The sequence below is a fragment of the Roseomonas gilardii genome (genome assembly GCF_001941945.1).
Classification (GTDB): Bacteria; Pseudomonadota; Alphaproteobacteria; order Acetobacterales; family Acetobacteraceae; genus Roseomonas.
Genome location: NZ_CP015584.1, coordinates 562,369 through 578,279, shown reverse-complemented (window position 1 = coordinate 578,279; position 15,911 = coordinate 562,369). Strand labels below are relative to the sequence as shown.

Sequence of the window (15,911 nt, the reverse complement as noted above, 5' to 3'; positions counted from 1 at the left end):
TCAATGCTCAGGCAGGGCCGACACGGAGGAGCGCGCCGGGAAGAGGCCGCTCAGCACGCGCTCGGCGACCAGGACGGCCGCTGGGACAATAGCCGCCACGTACATGTTGTCGATGCCGTAGGGGTTGTTGAGCAGGTACCAAGCCGTGGTCGCGATGGCGGAGGCGATCAACCCCATCGTCGCGCCGCGGTTGCTGCGGAAGTAAGGCAGGTAGAAGCCCATGACCGCCACGATGGAGATCGACAGGCGCAGGGCGCGGGTGAAGAAGGACAGCTTCAGGATCTCCGGCACGAAGAAGACGAAGATCAGCGGCGCGAAGCCGATCGCCAGGGAGATCCAGCGCGTCATCTGGAATTCGCGCTCCGGCGTCGGCTTCGCATAGGGGACGTAGAAGTCCTTCACGATCAGCGAGGCCATGGCGAGCGCCACGGTGCTGACGCTGACGAAGACGGACGCGACCAGCGAGGTTGTCACCAGCCCGGCGAGCCAGGGGTTCATCGCCTGCAGGAACATCGGCAGGGCATAGAGGCTGTTGCCGGAAGGCTGCAGGAACTTGGCCGCGACGCCGATCAGGCCGAGCGCGATGCCGAGCGGGAAGCACCAGGCGGCGGCATAGAAGGCGGAACGCTGCGCGGAGGCCTCGTCCTTGTTGGAGGAGATCGCTTGCATGATGAACTGCGTCGAGAAGATCGCGCCGACCGTGCCAATGATCCAGGCCAGGATGGTGGGAACGCCGATCCTGCCAGTCATGCTGAAATACTCGGGCGGCAGCGCCTCGACCATCGGGCGGATGCCTCCGGTCATGTGCAGCGCGATGCCCAGGATCAGCGAGATGCCCAGCACCTTCACCGCGCTGTGCAGGACGGTGACATAGGCCACACCCTTCAGCCCGCCGAAGACGTAGTAGAACGTGCTGACGATGGCGATGATGAACATGCCGAGGGTGAGATCGACCTTCAGCACGGTGGACAGCGCCGCCGCGCCGGAGACGTAGTTGCCGACATTCACCAGCAGCAGCGCATAGATCATGATGATCGAGACGGTGAGCTTCGTGGACCGGCCGAATTTCTGCTCGATGGCGCCGGAGATGGTGAACTCGCCAGATGCATAGAGCCGCCGCACGAAGAAGAGCCCGTAGAGCAGGAAGCCGATCGCCGCACCGATCACCGACCAGGCGGCGGCGATGCCGTAGTTGAAGGCTTCCTGCGAGGTGCCGACCGTGGATTTGGCGCCGATGAACTCGCTCATCAGCAGCACGCCGATCACCGCCGCCGGCATGGCGCGGGAGCCGACCATGAACTGCGCGCTGTTGCGGCTGCGCAGCCGCAAGGTCAGCCAGGATGTGAGAGCGATGTAGACGACGATGATCGAGATGATGATCGCGCTCTCGCCGGTGTCGAACTGGTGCATTCCTGCCTCCCATGTTGCGCTGCCCAGTGCCACCGGCGCCGGCCAGAGGATCCGAGCCCCCCGTCGGGGATGGGGAAGGCTGGCGGCATCGCGCCACCCGGCTCCCTGGCATCCCTTCCGGCGAGGCAGGTTCGTCTCCTGAGTTTCCTGTAAAGTTCGGATTGCGAACTTTAGTTCTCTCTTATACAAGCTTCATATCGGCGCCCCGGCATGGCCGTCAACAGCGCATTGCGCACCCCTTCGCCCACCTCCGGGATCGCCAGCAGCAAGAGGAGGTCACGACATGACGACAACCGTGGAGGACGCGCCGCACGCCGTCGTCACCGGCGCCAGCTCCGGCATCGGGGAGGCCATCGCTCGCCGCCTGTTGGCCACGGGCTGGCACGTGACCGGGCTGAGCCGGCGCAGCCCGGCGATCGAGGACCACCGCTTCGCGCACCGGGCGGCCGACCTGTCCTCCCGCGACGGCGTGCTGGCCGCCGTCGAGGGCCTCTCGGCGCGGGCCTTCGTGCACGCGGCCGGGCTGATGAGCACGAACCCCCTGGGCGTACTGGACCCGGAGGCAGGGGCGGCGATGTGGCAGGTGCATGTCCAGGCCGCCAGCCTCCTCGCCGACCGGCTGCTGGCGGAGATGCCGCGCGGGGGCCGCATCGTCCTGGTCGGCAGCCGCACCGCGACCGGCGCTGCGGGGCGCAGCCAGTACGCCGCCACAAAATCCGCGCTGACCGGCCTGTCGCGCTCCTGGGCGGCGGAGCTCGCGCCGCGCGGCATCACCGTGAACCTCGTCTCCCCCGCGGCCACGGACACGCCCATGCTGAACGATCCCGCGCGCCGCTCCTCCGCGCCGCGCGTTCCTCCGATCGGCCGGCTGATACGCCCGGAGGAGGTCGCGGCGACCGTGGCCTTCCTGCTCTCGGAGGAAGCCGGCGCCATCACCGGCCAGAACATCGTGATCTGCGGCGGCAGTTCGCTCTGAGCGCCGTGCGCTGAGAATGGTTGACAGGCGGCAAGCAGAAAGGTGACTGTATGATCAGACGAACACAAGTTCGCAATCCGAACAAGGGAAGCGAAACATTGGGTACCGCCCTGGCTACACAGCCCGCCATGACGGCAGCGGCCCCCGCCCCCGTGCCGAAGCCCCGCGCCGAGAACCCGAAGAACATGGTGCAATCGGCCGCCAAGACCTTCGCGGTGCTGCGCGCCTTCACGCCCGAACACCCGGAACTCACCCTGGCGGAAGTCGCCGCCCGGGCAGGGCTCGACCGCGGCACCGCCTTCCGGCTGATCCACACGCTGGAGGCGCTGGGCTACCTGCGCGGCGTGCCCGACACCCGGCGCTTCCGGCTGACCCTGCAATGCCTGGAACTGGGCTTCAGCGCGCTCTCCGCGAATGGCCTGCCGGAACACGCTGCGCCGCTGCTGCGCGAACTGGTGCCGGAAATCGGCGACGCCGCCTCGCTCGGCGCCATCGAGGCGGGCGACGTCGTCTACCTGGCCCGCGTCCAGACCGGGCTCGACCGCTACAACATGCGCCGCCACCCCGGCACGCGGGTCGGCGCCTACGCCACCGCGTTGGGCCATGCGATGCTCGCCTACCTCCCGCGCGAGGAGCAGATCGCGCACCTGGAACGGCGTGAGCGCGTCAAGCTGTCGGAGCGCACCATCACCGACCTCGACCTGTTGCTGGAGCGCCTCGCCGAGGTCCGCACGCGTGGCTTCGCCGTTTCGGACGGCGAGAACGCCTACGGCCTTCGTACCGTCGCCGTGCCGATCCTGGACGAACAGGGCCGCCCCGCCTCCGGCATCAGCCTGACCATCGACGCCGGCCGCAGCCCGCTGGACGCCTTCGTCGAAACCGGATTGCCCCGCCTGCGCGCCGTGGCCGGGGAACTGACCCGCGCCACCAGCCTGCTGCGCCGCACGATGCAGCTCCGCCCCGGCTCCGGCCAGCCGGCGGAACCATAGAAATCACCCGCGAGAAACGAGCATGAACGACCTCCTCACCCCGATCGAGACCGCCCGTCCCTCCATCATCGAATTTGGCGGCGGCTTGGTCTCCGCCACCGGCCGCTGGGCACGGGCCCGCGGCTACTGCCGCCCGCTGGTGGTGTCGGACGCCTTCAACGCCGGCCGCGTCGGTCTGCTCGACCTGCCGGGTGAGGTCGCCGTCTTCGGCGAGGTGAAGCCGGAACCCGACCTGCCCAATCTGGAAAAGGCCCTGGCCCTGGCGGAACAGGTCCGGCCCGATCTGGTGGTCGGCTTCGGCGGCGGCAGCGCGATGGACCTCGCGAAGCTCGTTGCGGTGCTCCCGGGCAGCGGCCAGTCCTTCGCCGAGGTCGTGGGGCCGGAGAAGGTCGCCGGGCGCAGGATCGGCCTGTTCCAGGTGCCGACCACTTCGGGCACCGGCAGCGAGGGCGGCACGCGCGCCCTGGTCACCGACCCGGCCACGCAGAACAAGGCCGCGGTGCAAAGCCGCCACATGCTGGCCGACATCGCCATTGTCGATCCCGACCTGACCCTCACCGTGCCGCCCGCCGTGACCGCGGCCACCGGCGTCGATGCCATGGCGCATTGCGTGGAAGCCTTCACCAGCCGCAAGGCCCATCCCCTGATCGATCTCTACGCGCTGGAGGGCATCCGCCTGGTCGGACGCTTCCTGAAGCGGGCCGTGACGGATGGCGCGGACCGCGAGGCCCGGGCCGGCCTCGCCCTGGCCTCGATGTATGGCGGCTTCTGCCTGGGTCCGGTGAACACCACCGCGGGCCATGCCGTCGCCTACCCGCTCGGCACGCGCCACCACATCCCGCACGGCCTCGCCTGCGCACTGATCTTCCCGCACACCCTCGCCTTCAACGCGCCCGTGATGGCGGAGAAGACCGCGCTGGTTCTGGAGGCGCTGGGCCTGCCGGCGAGCGCGGAGGAAGCAGCGGTGCGGGAGGCGACCCACCGTTTCTGCGCAGGGCTCGGCATCGAGATGCGGCTCTCTGCCCTCGGTGTGCCTCGCAACGATCTGGAGAGCATGGCGCGGGAGGCCCACGCCATCCGCCGCTTGCTGGACAACAACCCGCGCGAGCTGAGCCAGGACCAGATCCTGGCCATCTACGACGCGGCCTACTGAGAGACGCCGGCGATGATACGGACGAACGAGAGTGGCAGGCTTGACCTGGGCGAGGTCGGCCACGTGCGCCCCGCCGAGGGGGACCCGACAAGGCGGGAGGCCTTCCTGCCGCCCGCCACGGTACAGAGCCACGCCGCCAACCTGATGCCCCTGCCGGATGGCGCGCTGGGCTGCGTCTGGTTCGGCGGCACTCAGGAAGGCGTGCCGGATATCTGCGCCTATTTCTCCCGCCTTGAACGCGGCTCGGACCAGTGGTCGGCGCCGGTGCGGCTGTCGGAGGACCCGACCAAATCGGAGCAGAATCCGCTCCTCTTCCCCGCGCCCGACGGTACGCTCTGGCTGATCTGGACGGCGCAGATCTCCGGCAACCAAGACACCGCGATCGTCCGCAAGCGTATCTCCACGGACAACGGCCGCAGCTGGGGGCCCATCGAGACCCTGTTTGGCCCCCGCCCTGGCGGTGGTACCTTCATGCGCCAGCCGGTCGTGGTGCTCGACAACGGCGACTGGCTGCTCCCGGTCTGGATCTGCACCAGCACGCCGGGCAAGAAATGGGTCGGCGACGACGACACCAGCGCGGTGATGATCTCCTCCGACCAGGGGCGGAGCTGGACCGAGGTCGCCGTGCCGGACAGCCTCGGCTGCGTGCACATGAGCATCGTGGACCTGCGCGACGGCACGCTGGCCGCCTTCTACCGCAGCCGCTGGGCCGATAGCGTCTACGTTTCCCGCTCGCACGACAACGGGCGGAGCTGGACGGCACCGCGGCCGACCGAGCTGCCCAACAACAATTCCTCGATCCAGGTGACGCGGCTGGAGAACGGCCACCTCGCCATGGTGCTCAACGAGAGCAGCGCGGCGGACGCCACCGAGCGCCGCCTCTCCCTCTACGACGACATCGAGGATGACAGCGACGACGGCAAGATCGTGGCGCCGATCGACCACAGCCGCCGCAGCACCTTCTGGGGCGTGCCCCGTGCGCCGATGACGGTAGCGATCTCCGAGGATGGCGGCCGGACCTGGCCGGTCCGGCGCAACCTCGAAACCGGCGACGGCTATTGCATGACCAACAACTCGCGCGAGGGGCTGAACCGCGAGTTCTCCTACCCCAGCATCGTTCAGGGCCCCGATGGCCGCCTGCACATCGCCTACACCGTCTACCGGCAAGCCATCAAATACGTGACCGTCACCGAGGACTGGATCAGGAGCAACGACGCATGAGCACCACTCTCGACAAGCCCGCCACGGCCCCCGCCGGAACCTTCCGGGGGCCGACCGGCGTGTTCAGCGCCGCGCTCACACCGCTGGACGCCGACCTGGCGCCGGACCACGCAACCTTCGTCGAACATGCACGTTGGCTGCTGGAGGAAGGCTGCGACGGCATCGCCCTGCTCGGCACCACGGGCGAGGCCAACTCCTTCTCGGTCGGTGAGCGCAAGGCTTTGCTGGAGGCCGCGGTCGACGCCGGCATCGCGCCGGAACGCCTGCTGCCCGGAACCGGCGTCGCTGCCCTGACTGAAGCGGTGGAGCTGACCCGCCACGCCCTGTCCCTGGGCGTGCGGACCGTGGTGATGCTGCCGCCCTTCTACTACAAGAACGTCTCGGATGACGGTGTGTTCGCAGCCTATGCCGAGGTGATCGAGCGCGTTGGCGACGCGCGGCTGCGCGTCGTGCTCTACCACATCCCGCAGATGTCGGCCGTCCCGCTCTCCCATGCCTTGATCGAACGCCTGATCGCCCGCTTCCCGGACATCGTGGTCGGTATCAAGGATTCCGCCGGCGACATCGGCAACATGCTGGCCATGGTGGAACGCTTCCCGGGCTTCTCGGTCCTGGCAGGCGCCGACCCGTTGCTGTTGCCGCTGCGCCGCCAGGGCGGCGCGGGCTGCATCACCGCCACTTCCAACCTCGTCGCCCGGGACCTGGCCTTCATCTACCGCCATGCCCTCGACGAGAGCCGCGCCGGCGAGGTCGAATTGGCGCAGCAACGCGTGGTGGCCATGCGCAACCGCGCCTCGCGCTTCGCACAAATGGCTTCGCTGAAGATGCTCACGGCGCAGCGGACCGGTCACGAGGGCTGGGCCCGGATGCGGCCGCCGCTCCTGGCCCTCGACGCCGCGGAGAAGGCCTCGCTGCTGAGCGCCTGAAGCAGGGCGCGTCGGCACGCGCGCCCTCGCCTCCCGTGCCGCGCGGTACGGGAGGCGGACGACAACCGGCCGTGAAGGCCGGCGAGAAGAAACATCAAGACTGGAGGAAATGTCGATGAAAAGACGTGGCCTGATACTGGCCGCCGGCGCCAGCCTGCTGCGCGCCCCTGCCATCCATGCCCAGGCCCCTTGGCCGCATGGCAAGCCCATCCGGGTCATCATCCCCTGGCCGCCCGGCGCCGCCAATGACACGCTGGGGCGTCTGCTGGCGCAGCGCCTGCAGGAGAAGCTGGGCGCGGTCGCGGTGGCGGAAAACCGCACCGGCGGCGCCGGACTGGTGGGCACCAATGCAGTCCTTCAGGCGCCCAATGACGGCTACACACTGCTCGCTTCGGCCTTCAACACCGCGGTCATGCCGCTGGTGCTCAAGGGCGCGAACTTCGACCCGCAGCGTGATTTGGAGGTCGCGGCCCGTACCGCGAAGGCACCGCTGGTGATGGTCTCCTCCGGCACCCGTCCGCAGAAGACCCTGACGGAGATCATCGCCGCAGCGAAGGCGAAGCCGCGCGAGTGGAACTTCGCCATCTCCTCCCTGGGCTCCGCCGGTCACCTCGCCACTATCGAATTCCTACGTCGCACTGGGCTTGATCTCGACATGGTGACCTATCGTGGCACCCAGCCGGCCCTGACCGATCTGATGGGTGGCAGCGTGCAGTTATTGATCGACCCTTGCTTCGCGCTGCTGCCCGCCCGCGGCGACGGCAAGGTCAACGCGGTCGGCATCGCCACGGCGGAACGCTCGGGGCTCGCGGCCGACGTGCCGACCATGGCGGAGGGTGGGCTGCCGGGCTATGAGTTCCAGTCCTGGTACGGCGTCTGGGCGCCTCGCGGCACATCCGCCGACATCTGCCAGCGCATCAACACGCTGATGCAGGACACGATGCGGGAATCCGAGATGGTTCAGCGGCTGACGAAGCAGGTGCTGGAACCGGTCACAGAAAGCATCGAGAGCAGCCGGGCGTTCATCGCGAGCGAGATCCAGCGGGCGGGCGACCTGCTCCGGAGCGTGAACTATCAGCCGGAATAGGACGATCGGCGTCGGTCCCGGCCTTCAAAACCGACTTGACCAGAGCGCAAATTTGCTTCGGACCGTGCCATCATGGCTCCCGACCGGTCAAACTTGATCGGGTGGTCAGGTTAGATGTCAATATTGTGGGAAGCTGCTTGGATCCCTGACTAACGCCGTCCTGTGCGCTTCCCGTCGTCCGGCACCGTCTCCGCCACGTCCTCCCCATGCCAGCCGAGGGAGCGGCCGATCTCGGCAGCGGTGGCGCGCACCTCGCCAGACAGCACCTCCATCCGCTCCGGCTGCATATAGGGCAGCAGGCTGGACACACTGACTGCGGCGACGATCTCGCCGCCCGCATCGCGGATGGGGGCGGCGACGCAGAACAACTCCGGCTCGTTCTCCCCGAGGTCGAAGGCCACTCCTTGCGCCGCATAGAGCCGCATGCGTTCCAGCCACTCCAGCCGCGCCTTGCCGCTGACCGGTACCGGGCCAGCACGGCCACGGCCGACGAACCCTTCCCACTGTGCTTCCGGCAGGTCGAGGATCAGTGCCTTGCCCAGGCCCGTGCTCCAGACGGGATGGCGGTCGCCGGCCGCCGAGCGGATCTCGAACGGGCGGCCGCCCGGCACCTTGTCGAGGTAGAGCACGGTCCCTTCGTCGAGGATGCCAAGCTGCACCGTGTCCAGCGTCTGCGCCGCGAGCCGGGCGAGGAAAGGCTGCGCCGCCTGGTGCAGCGGAAGGGCGCGGCGGAAGCGCAACCCGAGCTCACCGAGCTTGGGGCCGAGGTTGTAGCCGCTACCGGGCGAGAAACCGAGATAACGCCGTGCCACGAGGGCCGAGGCGAGCCGGTGGGTGGTGGTCCGGGTGGTGCCCAATGCTTGCGCGAGGGCGGCGAGATCCGCCGCCCCCGCCGCCACCGCCTCCATGACGTCGAGGCCGCGGAGCAGCGTCTGCGCCCCCTCCGTTGCCGGTGTGGTCCGGGGCCTGCCGGGATGCCGTTTCTTGCCGTCCATGATTCCTTCGCCGCGGCGCGTGCCCGCTTGACACCTGCAAGCATGGGCCGTCAGATATCCCACATAATAAGTTATTATACCATATTATGGTATACAAGCAAATGGGAGCGGTCCATCCGATGCGTTTCTGCGCACGTCCCGTATCCATCGCACGCACGCAATTCGGCCTCGACCGGGGGACGGTGTGATGGCGGATGACACCCGTTTCGCCGGCCGTGTTGCGGTCGTCACCGGTGGCGCTGCCGGCATCGGCCTCGCGGTCGCCCGGCGCATCGTCGCCGAGGGCGGCAGGGTGGCGATCTGGGACCGCGACCCCGCCGCGATCGAGGCGGCGCGAGGGGCGCTCGGCCCAGAGGCGGTCGGTATCGCGCTGGACGTGGCCGACTGGCCCGAGGTGGACGCAGCGGCCCATGCGACGGCCGAGCGGCTCGGGGGCATCGACGTGCTGGTGGCGAGCGCCGGGATCACTGGGCCGAACACCACCACCTGGACCTACCCGGTCGAGGAGTGGCGGCGGGTGATGGCGGTCAACCTCGACGGTGTCTTCCATTGCGACAAGGCGGTGGTGCCGTTCATGCTGGAGAAGGGCTACGGCCGCATCGTCAACATCGCTTCCATCGCCGGCAAGGAGGGCAATCCCAATGCCCCGGCCTACAGCGCATCCAAGGCCGGTGTCATCGGGCTGACCAAGTCGCTGGGCAAGGAACTCGCGAAGACGGGGGTTACGGTGAACTGCGTCACCCCCGCCGCGGTGCGAACCGCGATCTTCGAACAGATGAGCCAGGCGCATATCGACTTCATGCTGTCCAAGATCCCGATGGGCCGCTTCGGGGCCATCGAGGAGGTGGCCGCCCTGATCTGCTGGCTGGCCTCGGAGGAATGCTCCTTCACGACGGGAGGCGTGTTCGACGTCTCGGGCGGGCGGGCGACCTACTGATCCCGTCCGCACGGGCGGCCCAACAGAACAAAAAGGAGGAAACCAAGTGTCGTCCTTAGAGATGGTCCCCGGATTTAGGACAGTTGGATAAGCTCGGTTCGGCCTGAGAAGGACGAACCCAATGACGGGGAAGCGGACGCGGTATTTAGCGGAGTTCAAGGTCAAGGTGGCGCTGGAGGCGCTGCGTGGCCTCACGGTCGCGGGTGTCGATGGCAAATGCCAAGGCAGGCGACCTCGCCGTCCCAACAGGGGATTTCCAGCCCGTCCGAGGACCAACGCAGGCGCGCGACCGGGGCGATCACAGTGTCCTCGTACGCCCGGATCGGCCGCCGGGTGCCGTGTCGCTGCAGGAGTAGCCCACCCTGCAGCATCAGCCGGTAGACCCTTTTATGATTCAGGGGCTCGACCCCCGAGGCACGATGAGTCCCCGGCGGGTGATGCCAGGATCAGACGGCGGCGAGCGGCAGGCCGGCAGAAGCGGGCAGCATGCCCCCTCCCACATGGCGCGGCGATTGAGCGTGGATGGGGCTGATGGTAGAGCATCGCCCATGTCCGCATCCCGTCCGGTCCAGAGCTTCATCGCCGGTCCCGCCGGCCAGATCCAGCTCACTACCACCATGCCCGCCATGCCACCCATCGGCGTGGTGATGATCAGTCACCCTCAACCGCTGCTCGGTGGGTCGCCGCAGCACGTCGTCCCGCACAGGGCGGCGTGGCGGCTCAGCGAAGCCGGCTGGATCGCGGTGCGGCCGAGCTTCCGCGGCGTCGATGGCTCCGAGGGCGAGTATGCCGAAGGAACCGGCGAGGCGGAGGATGGGCTCGTGATCGCCGCCCATCTGCGGGAGGCATATCCGGGATTGCCCCTGGCCCTGCTCGGCTTCTCCTTCGGCGCGCATGTCTATGCCCGCCTCGCCTGTGCCCTGGAACAGGACGAGCCCGCCGCGGCCGTCGTGCTGATGGGTCTTCCGGTCGGGCGCGTGCCCGGCGGCCGGGACTACGAGGCCATGCCCATCCCTGAACGGACCCTGTTGCTGCATGGTCAGGACGACGCGATGGCGCCGCTGCCCTCGTTGCTCGCATGGGGCCGCGCGACCCATCATCCTGTGACCGTGTATCCAGGCACGGATCACTTCTTCAAGGGGTGCCTGGACAAGGTGCTGGATGTCGTGGCCCGGCATCTGTCCGATCTGCCCCGGGGGTGAGTGACCGGCCGACGGAGGACGCGATGCAGGGCCGGCTGAAATCGCTGTGGCAGAGCGTCGCTGCCTTCTGGGCCGGCATCATCGCCGAGTTTCGCGCGCCCGAACGGATCTGGCCACGCGCGCTGGACGAGGCGGAAACCCTGGCTTCCGTGCTGCTGGCGATCCTGTTCGCGCATCTGCTGCAGGCCGAGAATGTCGGATGGGCTGCCTTCAGCGGCTACATGGTTATGCGCTCCTCCCTGGCCGAAAGCACGGTGCGGGGTGGGATGCGTATCCTGGGCACGGTGTCTGGCGCTGCCCTGGCTTGTGCGGTGGCGCTTCTGCTCGGCCATTCCTGGCTGGCCCTCAGCGTCGCCCTGTTCTTGGTCGGGGGCGTCACGCTGTATGCCGCGCTGACGCGCCAGCGGAGCTACGCCTGGCTGTTCACCGGTCTCACCTTCTGCATGGTGCTGCTGGATGCGCAGGCGCAGCCACTGCGCCACGTCGCGCATTTCGCCAGCACGCGCATCCTGGAGGTCACGGCGGGGACCCTGGCCTGTCTCGTCATTAATCTCCTGTCGCACCAGACGTTGCGGCCGAGGCTGGGCCTGCCCAATGCCATGCCGGCCATGTCGTCCGCCGCCAAGGCGCAGGAACGCGGCGATGCCGCCCGCCATGCGATGCAGGCCGGTCTGGCGCTTGCCACCGTCCCCTGGCTGATGCCCCTGCTGGACAGCGGTCGGCTCAGCCAGGCGGCCGTGACGATCATGGCGCTGATGATGGTGCCGCTCTCCAGCCTGCGCGGCAATCGCCACCTTGTCTCCGTCCGCGTGGCGCACCGCCTGGCGGGCTGCATCACCGGCTGCCTAGCCGCGACCGTGGCCTTGAAATTGTTCGGTGGCTCGGTAAGCGCCATCATCCTCTGCATGGCGCTGGGCGTGGTGGCTGGGCGCCATATCGAGAACAGCATGAAGCCCTTTGCCTATGCCGGGAACCAGTTCGTGCTGGTGTTCCTGGTTGTCCTCGTGCCAGATTCCTATGCGATGATCAGCGCGGAACCCGGGTTGGAACGTGTCGCCGGGGTATTCGCGGGCATCGTGGTCCTGCAGATGATCCGGCTGCTCTCGCGCCCGCTGTTGCATATCCCGCCGAGATAGCGGGCCAAGCCTCCGGGGCCCAGGGCGAAAGCCATTCCGCGCATCGAGGAACCGCGCGGAATGGCGATGTCCGGCGCTGGCCGCTATTGGCTTGATACGCAGGCGAAGCTGCCGGCGGCGTTCATGTCGCCCTCGCCCTGCCGCCGCGGATAGCCGGGATAGGGGCAGAGCGGACGCGCGCGGCCGGCGGTGGCTGCGTTCACGTCGCGCCCCACCAGGACGCCCGGCGTGGTGCCCTTGGTCACCCATTCGTCCAGCGCGCCGACCGCATCCCAAGACGGCACGAAGGTGCCGCGCCCATGCCCGAAGCCGGGGACCATGTAGAGGCGGAAGAAGGCATCCACCTTTTCCTGGCCGTAGCGGGCGACCTGGTCGCGGTAATAGGCCTCGGTTCCATTCGAGCTGACGGCATCGTCCGCAAGGCCCTGCAACACGATCAGCTTGCCGCCGCGCGCCTGGAAGGCCGTGGTGTCCGGGTTCATCGCTCCGATCAGGCCGGACAGCTCCACGAGGCGGTCCTGGTAGCGGCCCGGATGGGCGAGGTCGAATTCCAGGGCGTCGGTAGACATGTCGCCGGTGACGAAATAGCGCAGATAGGCGTCGCCCTGAGCATAGAGGTAGCCATGCTCGGCGCTGTTCGGCACGGGCGCGCGCGCCGCCGTGCTGCCCATCCCGAGACCACGGGCGAAATCCGCGCCCTGAAGCAGGGTGTAGCCGGGATAGCGGGTGACACCATAGGCGAGCGGATAGGGAAGGACGAGGTCATCCTCGATCGCGCGGACCGTACCGATCTCCGGCTCGGTGAGGCAGCGGGCGGTGTCGTTCGCGCCCGGCTTGCAGCGCAGCGATGCCAGGATCTCGTCATGCCGGCCACGGCAGGATGCAACGTCGCTGACCATCCCGTCGGCAGCGCCATCCTGGGCATCGCAGGCCTGCAGCACCGCCTCGCGGAGCAGGTCGAACTTCGCCGTGGAGACATAGCCGTGCGATGGGCCATAGGCCGCCTGGCCGATGCGCACGCCGATCAGCCGCATGCCCCAGAAATAGATGGCCGGTGCATTCGCGATGACGCCGTCATAATCCGCAGGGAAGCGCTGGACGACGGTCATCCCCTCCCGCCCGCCGGTCGAGGCGCCGCCGAAATAGGAGCGGTCCGGCCGGCGCCCGTAATGTGCCTCGATGAGCGCGAAGGCGGCATCATGCGTCTTCTTCAGGTGCTCGTAGGCGAAGTTCCGCAGTGCCCCGGCATTCGCCCCGAAATCGCCGCTGGTGCTGAGACCGACATGGCCGGAATCCGAGCCGTAGGTCGCATAGCCCTGGTAGAGCGGCGGGGTGGATCGGGTGAAGGACACGGAGGTGGTACCGGTCACGACCGTGCCGTTGTAGCCGCCGCCGCCCATCTGCAGGGCCTTGCCATTCCAGCGTGCGGGCAGGTTGAGCTGGAAGTTGATCTCGGGTGTGCCCGTGGTAGCCGTGGCCGCGTCGGGCGTGATCCGGCCCAGCACGCGACAATAGGAATCACCCGGTCCGCCGGTCTCACCGGTCTGCACGAACTGGGCGGAAAGCACCGTGGCCCCACCGGTCGGCAGGGCGATCGCCGAGGCGGGGATGGCCATTCCGGTGAGCTTCGCGCATTCCGTCGCGCTATCCGCCGCCGTCGCGGGGGTGGCGCCCAGGGCCAGCACGCCTCCCGCCAGCAAGACACCGAGACATCCCGGAAGGAAGGTCCGTCCCACCTTCCCGGAACCCGTCCGGCCGCCAGGGCCTTCGGAGGTCTCCGGCGCCGCCATGTCTTTCTTCACGATTGCTTTCCTCCCAGTCCGGGGCTTGCCGCCCCTGTCACACCCGGTCTGCCGTGCCGTTACGAGGCGGGCAGGCCGACGAACTCCTCGCGAATCATGCCACTATGCTCGCCGATGGCCGGGACCGGACCCAGTTCCGGCGCCAGACCGTCACGCAGCGCCGGGGGCGCGACGATTGAGGCCTCGCCCCCCGGCGTCGCGACCGGCACGCGGCGCAGCGCCGGATGGTCGGACAGGGCCGGCAGTTCGTTGACGAAGCCATAGGCCGTCTTCGCGCGGTTCAGGCGCTCCGCCGCCTGCTCGCGCGTCAGCCCCGCGAAGGCGCGCGCCACGCGGGCATCGACCTCGGGTCGGTTGGCGACGCGGGCGTTGTTGCTCTCGTAGCCCGGCTGGCGCGGCAGTTCCGGCTCCTCCAGCACCACGGCGCAGAAGGCGGCCCATTCCCGCTCGTTCTGGATTGAGATCAGCACGAGGCTGCCATCGGCCAGGGCAAAGGCGCCGTAGGGGCAGATCGAGGGATGCGCGAGGCCAACGCGCGGCGGCACCTTGCCCGTGCCTTCGTAGTAGAGCAGCGGCACGTTCATCCAGTCCGCCATGCCGTCGAACAGGCTGACCTCCAGCCGCGTGCCCTCGCCGGTCAGGGAGCGGGAGATCAGGGCCTCCAGCACCGCCGCATGGGCCGCCATGCCGCAGGCGATGTCGCAGGCGGAGACGCCCACCCGCCCCGGCCCCGCCGGATGCCCGGTGATCGAGGCGAGGCCGCTTTCCGCCTGCACCAGCAGGTCGTAGGCCTTCATGTCCTGATAGGCGTTGCCCGAGCCGTAGCCGGTGATGTCCACGGTGATCAGGCGCGGATAGCGCGCTCGCAGTTCCTCGGCGCCGAAACCGGCGCGCGCGGCCGCACCGGGCGCGAGGTTCTGGATGAAGACGTCGGCTCGCGCCAGCATGCGGTGCAGCAGGGCGGCGTCGCCAGGGTCCTTGATATCCGCGACGAGGCTCTGCTTGCCTCGGTTCAGCCAGACGAAATAGCTCGACAGCCCATGCACCGCAGCGTCGTAGCCGCGCGCGAAATCTCCCTCCGGCCGCTCGATCTTGATGACCCGCGCGCCCGCATCGGCGAGGCGGGATGAGCAGTAGGGCGCGGCCACCGCCTGTTCCAGCGAGACGACCAGCAGCCCTTCAAGGGGTTTGCGTGGGGCTGCCCGGCCGGCGAGAGGGCCCGTCATGCGAAACGTGCCTCCGCGCGCATGGCCAGCCCGCCCTGGGCATTGGTGGCCCAGAGTTGCGACGCGCCATCCGCGCCGGGCGGCGAACCATGCAGGTGCAGCGGCGCGCCGTCGAAGATCGGCGAGACAGCGCGGAAGGAAAAGGCGGCCACCCGCGAATCCGGCGCCTCGCGCCGCGTCAGGTCCAGCAGCAGCGTGGCGATCAGCGGCCCGTGCACGATCAGGCCAGGATAGCCCTCCTCCTGCGTCACATAGGGCCGGTCATAATGGATGCGGTGGCCGTTGAAGGTCAGCGCCGAGTAGCGGAACAGCAGCACCGGGTCCGGCACCAAGCTGCGCTGCCACTGCCCGGGTGGCGGTGCCTCCGGCGCGGCGCGGGCGGCCGGGGCCTCCAGGCCGCGATAGACGATGTCGTGCTCCTCGCGCAGCAGCACCTCGTCCCGGTCCGCCTCGCGGATCTCGTGGCGGACGGTGACGAAGACCAGCGGTCCCGCACTGCCCTCGCGGCGCTTCACCTGATCGATGGTGGAGGTACGGCTCAACAGGCTGCCCACGCGCAGCGGCGCGCGGAACTCCAGGCGGCCGCCGGCCCACATGCGGCGCGGCAGGTCGTTGACCGGTGGCAAGAAGCCGCCCCGCGCCGGATGACCGTCCGGCCCGAGCTGCGACTGGCGCGCATCGGGCAGAAACATCAGCCAGTGCGACAGCGGCGGCACCGCATCGCCGTCGCGCAGCGGCGGCTCCTCGCGGTCCAGCGTGGCGGCGAGGCGCTCCACCGGGCCGGCGGCGAGATAGTCGGTGCGTGCCTCGCTCCGGCCGATCCAGGATTCGAGGTCCAGTTCTTCTGCCAT

General features: G+C 68.7%; 14 protein-coding genes. 9 read left to right on the top strand and 5 right to left on the bottom strand.

Going from position 1 to position 15,911, the window contains the following annotated elements:
* Positions 1-1,410, bottom strand: coding sequence for a sodium:solute symporter family protein (locus tag RGI145_RS22040; RefSeq protein ID WP_075800651.1), 1,410 nt, complete (start codon positions 1,408-1,410; stop codon positions 1-3).
* A gap of 283 nt (positions 1,411-1,693) precedes the next feature.
* Between RGI145_RS22040 and RGI145_RS22035 the strand changes: the two genes are divergently transcribed.
* The 6 genes from RGI145_RS22035 to RGI145_RS22010 all read left to right on the top strand — a co-directional run bounded on the left by RGI145_RS22035 (position 1,694) and on the right by RGI145_RS22010 (position 7,762).
* Positions 1,694-2,386, top strand: a complete 693-nt coding sequence (locus RGI145_RS22035) for an SDR family NAD(P)-dependent oxidoreductase (protein WP_075800650.1) — start codon at positions 1,694-1,696, stop codon at positions 2,384-2,386.
* 128 nt (positions 2,387-2,514) lie between these two features.
* On the top strand, positions 2,515-3,375 hold the full coding sequence (locus RGI145_RS22030; protein WP_075800649.1) for an IclR family transcriptional regulator: 861 nt from the start codon (positions 2,515-2,517) through the stop codon (positions 3,373-3,375).
* A 22-nt stretch (positions 3,376-3,397) separates the two neighbouring features.
* Positions 3,398-4,528, top strand: coding sequence for an iron-containing alcohol dehydrogenase (locus tag RGI145_RS22025; RefSeq protein ID WP_075800648.1), 1,131 nt, complete (start codon positions 3,398-3,400; stop codon positions 4,526-4,528).
* 12 nt (positions 4,529-4,540) lie between these two features.
* Positions 4,541-5,749, top strand: coding sequence for a sialidase family protein (locus tag RGI145_RS22020; RefSeq protein WP_075800647.1), 1,209 nt, complete (start codon positions 4,541-4,543; stop codon positions 5,747-5,749).
* A complete protein-coding gene (locus RGI145_RS22015) occupies positions 5,746-6,675 on the top strand; it encodes a dihydrodipicolinate synthase family protein (RefSeq protein ID WP_075800646.1) in 930 nt (309 codons plus the stop codon). Before RGI145_RS22020 ends, RGI145_RS22015 begins: the two co-directional genes overlap by 4 nt.
* A gap of 115 nt (positions 6,676-6,790) precedes the next feature.
* Positions 6,791-7,762: a Bug family tripartite tricarboxylate transporter substrate binding protein gene (locus RGI145_RS22010; protein ID WP_075800645.1), complete on the top strand. Its 972-nt coding sequence runs from the start codon at positions 6,791-6,793 to the stop codon at positions 7,760-7,762.
* Between the two features lie 149 nt (positions 7,763-7,911).
* Here RGI145_RS22010 and RGI145_RS22005 read toward each other — a convergent pair whose 3' ends face one another.
* The gene (locus RGI145_RS22005; protein ID WP_075800644.1) at positions 7,912-8,757 is read right to left on the bottom strand and encodes an IclR family transcriptional regulator; all 846 of its coding nucleotides are present in this window, start codon (positions 8,755-8,757) and stop codon (positions 7,912-7,914) included.
* A 187-nt stretch (positions 8,758-8,944) separates the two neighbouring features.
* Between RGI145_RS22005 and RGI145_RS22000 the strand changes: the two genes are divergently transcribed.
* From RGI145_RS22000 to RGI145_RS21990, 3 genes are all read left to right on the top strand, one after another.
* Entirely contained in the window at positions 8,945-9,694 is a 750-nt protein-coding gene (locus RGI145_RS22000; protein WP_075800643.1) for an SDR family NAD(P)-dependent oxidoreductase, read from the top strand.
* 548 nt (positions 9,695-10,242) lie between these two features.
* Entirely contained in the window at positions 10,243-10,896 is a 654-nt protein-coding gene (locus RGI145_RS21995) for an alpha/beta hydrolase (RefSeq protein ID WP_075800642.1), read from the top strand.
* A gap of 23 nt (positions 10,897-10,919) precedes the next feature.
* The gene (locus tag RGI145_RS21990; RefSeq protein ID WP_075800641.1) at positions 10,920-12,032 is read left to right on the top strand and encodes an FUSC family protein; all 1,113 of its coding nucleotides are present in this window, start codon (positions 10,920-10,922) and stop codon (positions 12,030-12,032) included.
* An 83-nt stretch (positions 12,033-12,115) separates the two neighbouring features.
* Here RGI145_RS21990 and RGI145_RS21985 read toward each other — a convergent pair whose 3' ends face one another.
* From RGI145_RS21985 to RGI145_RS21975, 3 genes are all read right to left on the bottom strand, one after another.
* The gene (locus tag RGI145_RS21985; protein WP_208864021.1) at positions 12,116-13,732 is read right to left on the bottom strand and encodes a tannase/feruloyl esterase family alpha/beta hydrolase; all 1,617 of its coding nucleotides are present in this window, start codon (positions 13,730-13,732) and stop codon (positions 12,116-12,118) included.
* A gap of 161 nt (positions 13,733-13,893) precedes the next feature.
* On the bottom strand, positions 13,894-15,060 hold the full coding sequence (locus tag RGI145_RS21980) for a CaiB/BaiF CoA transferase family protein (protein WP_075800640.1): 1,167 nt from the start codon (positions 15,058-15,060) through the stop codon (positions 13,894-13,896).
* Positions 15,057-15,911, bottom strand: coding sequence for an HTD2 family dehydratase (locus RGI145_RS21975; RefSeq protein WP_075800639.1), 855 nt, complete (start codon positions 15,909-15,911; stop codon positions 15,057-15,059). Before RGI145_RS21975 ends, RGI145_RS21980 begins: the two co-directional genes overlap by 4 nt.

What these genes read in the sequence shown, in the direction of transcription:
- RGI145_RS22040 (WP_075800651.1), bottom strand. Translation starts at nt 1,410, where the DNA reads ATGCACCAGTTCGACACCGGCGAGAGCGCGATCATCATCTCGATCATC.
- RGI145_RS22035 (WP_075800650.1), top strand. Translation starts at nt 1,694, where the DNA reads ATGACGACAACCGTGGAGGACGCGCCGCACGCCGTCGTCACCGGCGCC.
- RGI145_RS22030 (WP_075800649.1), top strand. Translation starts at nt 2,515, where the DNA reads ATGACGGCAGCGGCCCCCGCCCCCGTGCCGAAGCCCCGCGCCGAGAAC.
- RGI145_RS22025 (WP_075800648.1), top strand. Translation starts at nt 3,398, where the DNA reads ATGAACGACCTCCTCACCCCGATCGAGACCGCCCGTCCCTCCATCATC.
- RGI145_RS22020 (WP_075800647.1), top strand. Translation starts at nt 4,541, where the DNA reads ATGATACGGACGAACGAGAGTGGCAGGCTTGACCTGGGCGAGGTCGGC.
- RGI145_RS22015 (WP_075800646.1), top strand. Translation starts at nt 5,746, where the DNA reads ATGAGCACCACTCTCGACAAGCCCGCCACGGCCCCCGCCGGAACCTTC.
- RGI145_RS22010 (WP_075800645.1), top strand. Translation starts at nt 6,791, where the DNA reads ATGAAAAGACGTGGCCTGATACTGGCCGCCGGCGCCAGCCTGCTGCGC.
- RGI145_RS22005 (WP_075800644.1), bottom strand. Translation starts at nt 8,757, where the DNA reads ATGGACGGCAAGAAACGGCATCCCGGCAGGCCCCGGACCACACCGGCA.
- RGI145_RS22000 (WP_075800643.1), top strand. Translation starts at nt 8,945, where the DNA reads ATGGCGGATGACACCCGTTTCGCCGGCCGTGTTGCGGTCGTCACCGGT.
- RGI145_RS21995 (WP_075800642.1), top strand. Translation starts at nt 10,243, where the DNA reads ATGTCCGCATCCCGTCCGGTCCAGAGCTTCATCGCCGGTCCCGCCGGC.
- RGI145_RS21990 (WP_075800641.1), top strand. Translation starts at nt 10,920, where the DNA reads ATGCAGGGCCGGCTGAAATCGCTGTGGCAGAGCGTCGCTGCCTTCTGG.
- RGI145_RS21980 (WP_075800640.1), bottom strand. Translation starts at nt 15,060, where the DNA reads ATGACGGGCCCTCTCGCCGGCCGGGCAGCCCCACGCAAACCCCTTGAA.
- RGI145_RS21975 (WP_075800639.1), bottom strand. Translation starts at nt 15,911, where the DNA reads ATGGCAGAAGAACTGGACCTCGAATCCTGGATCGGCCGGAGCGAGGCA.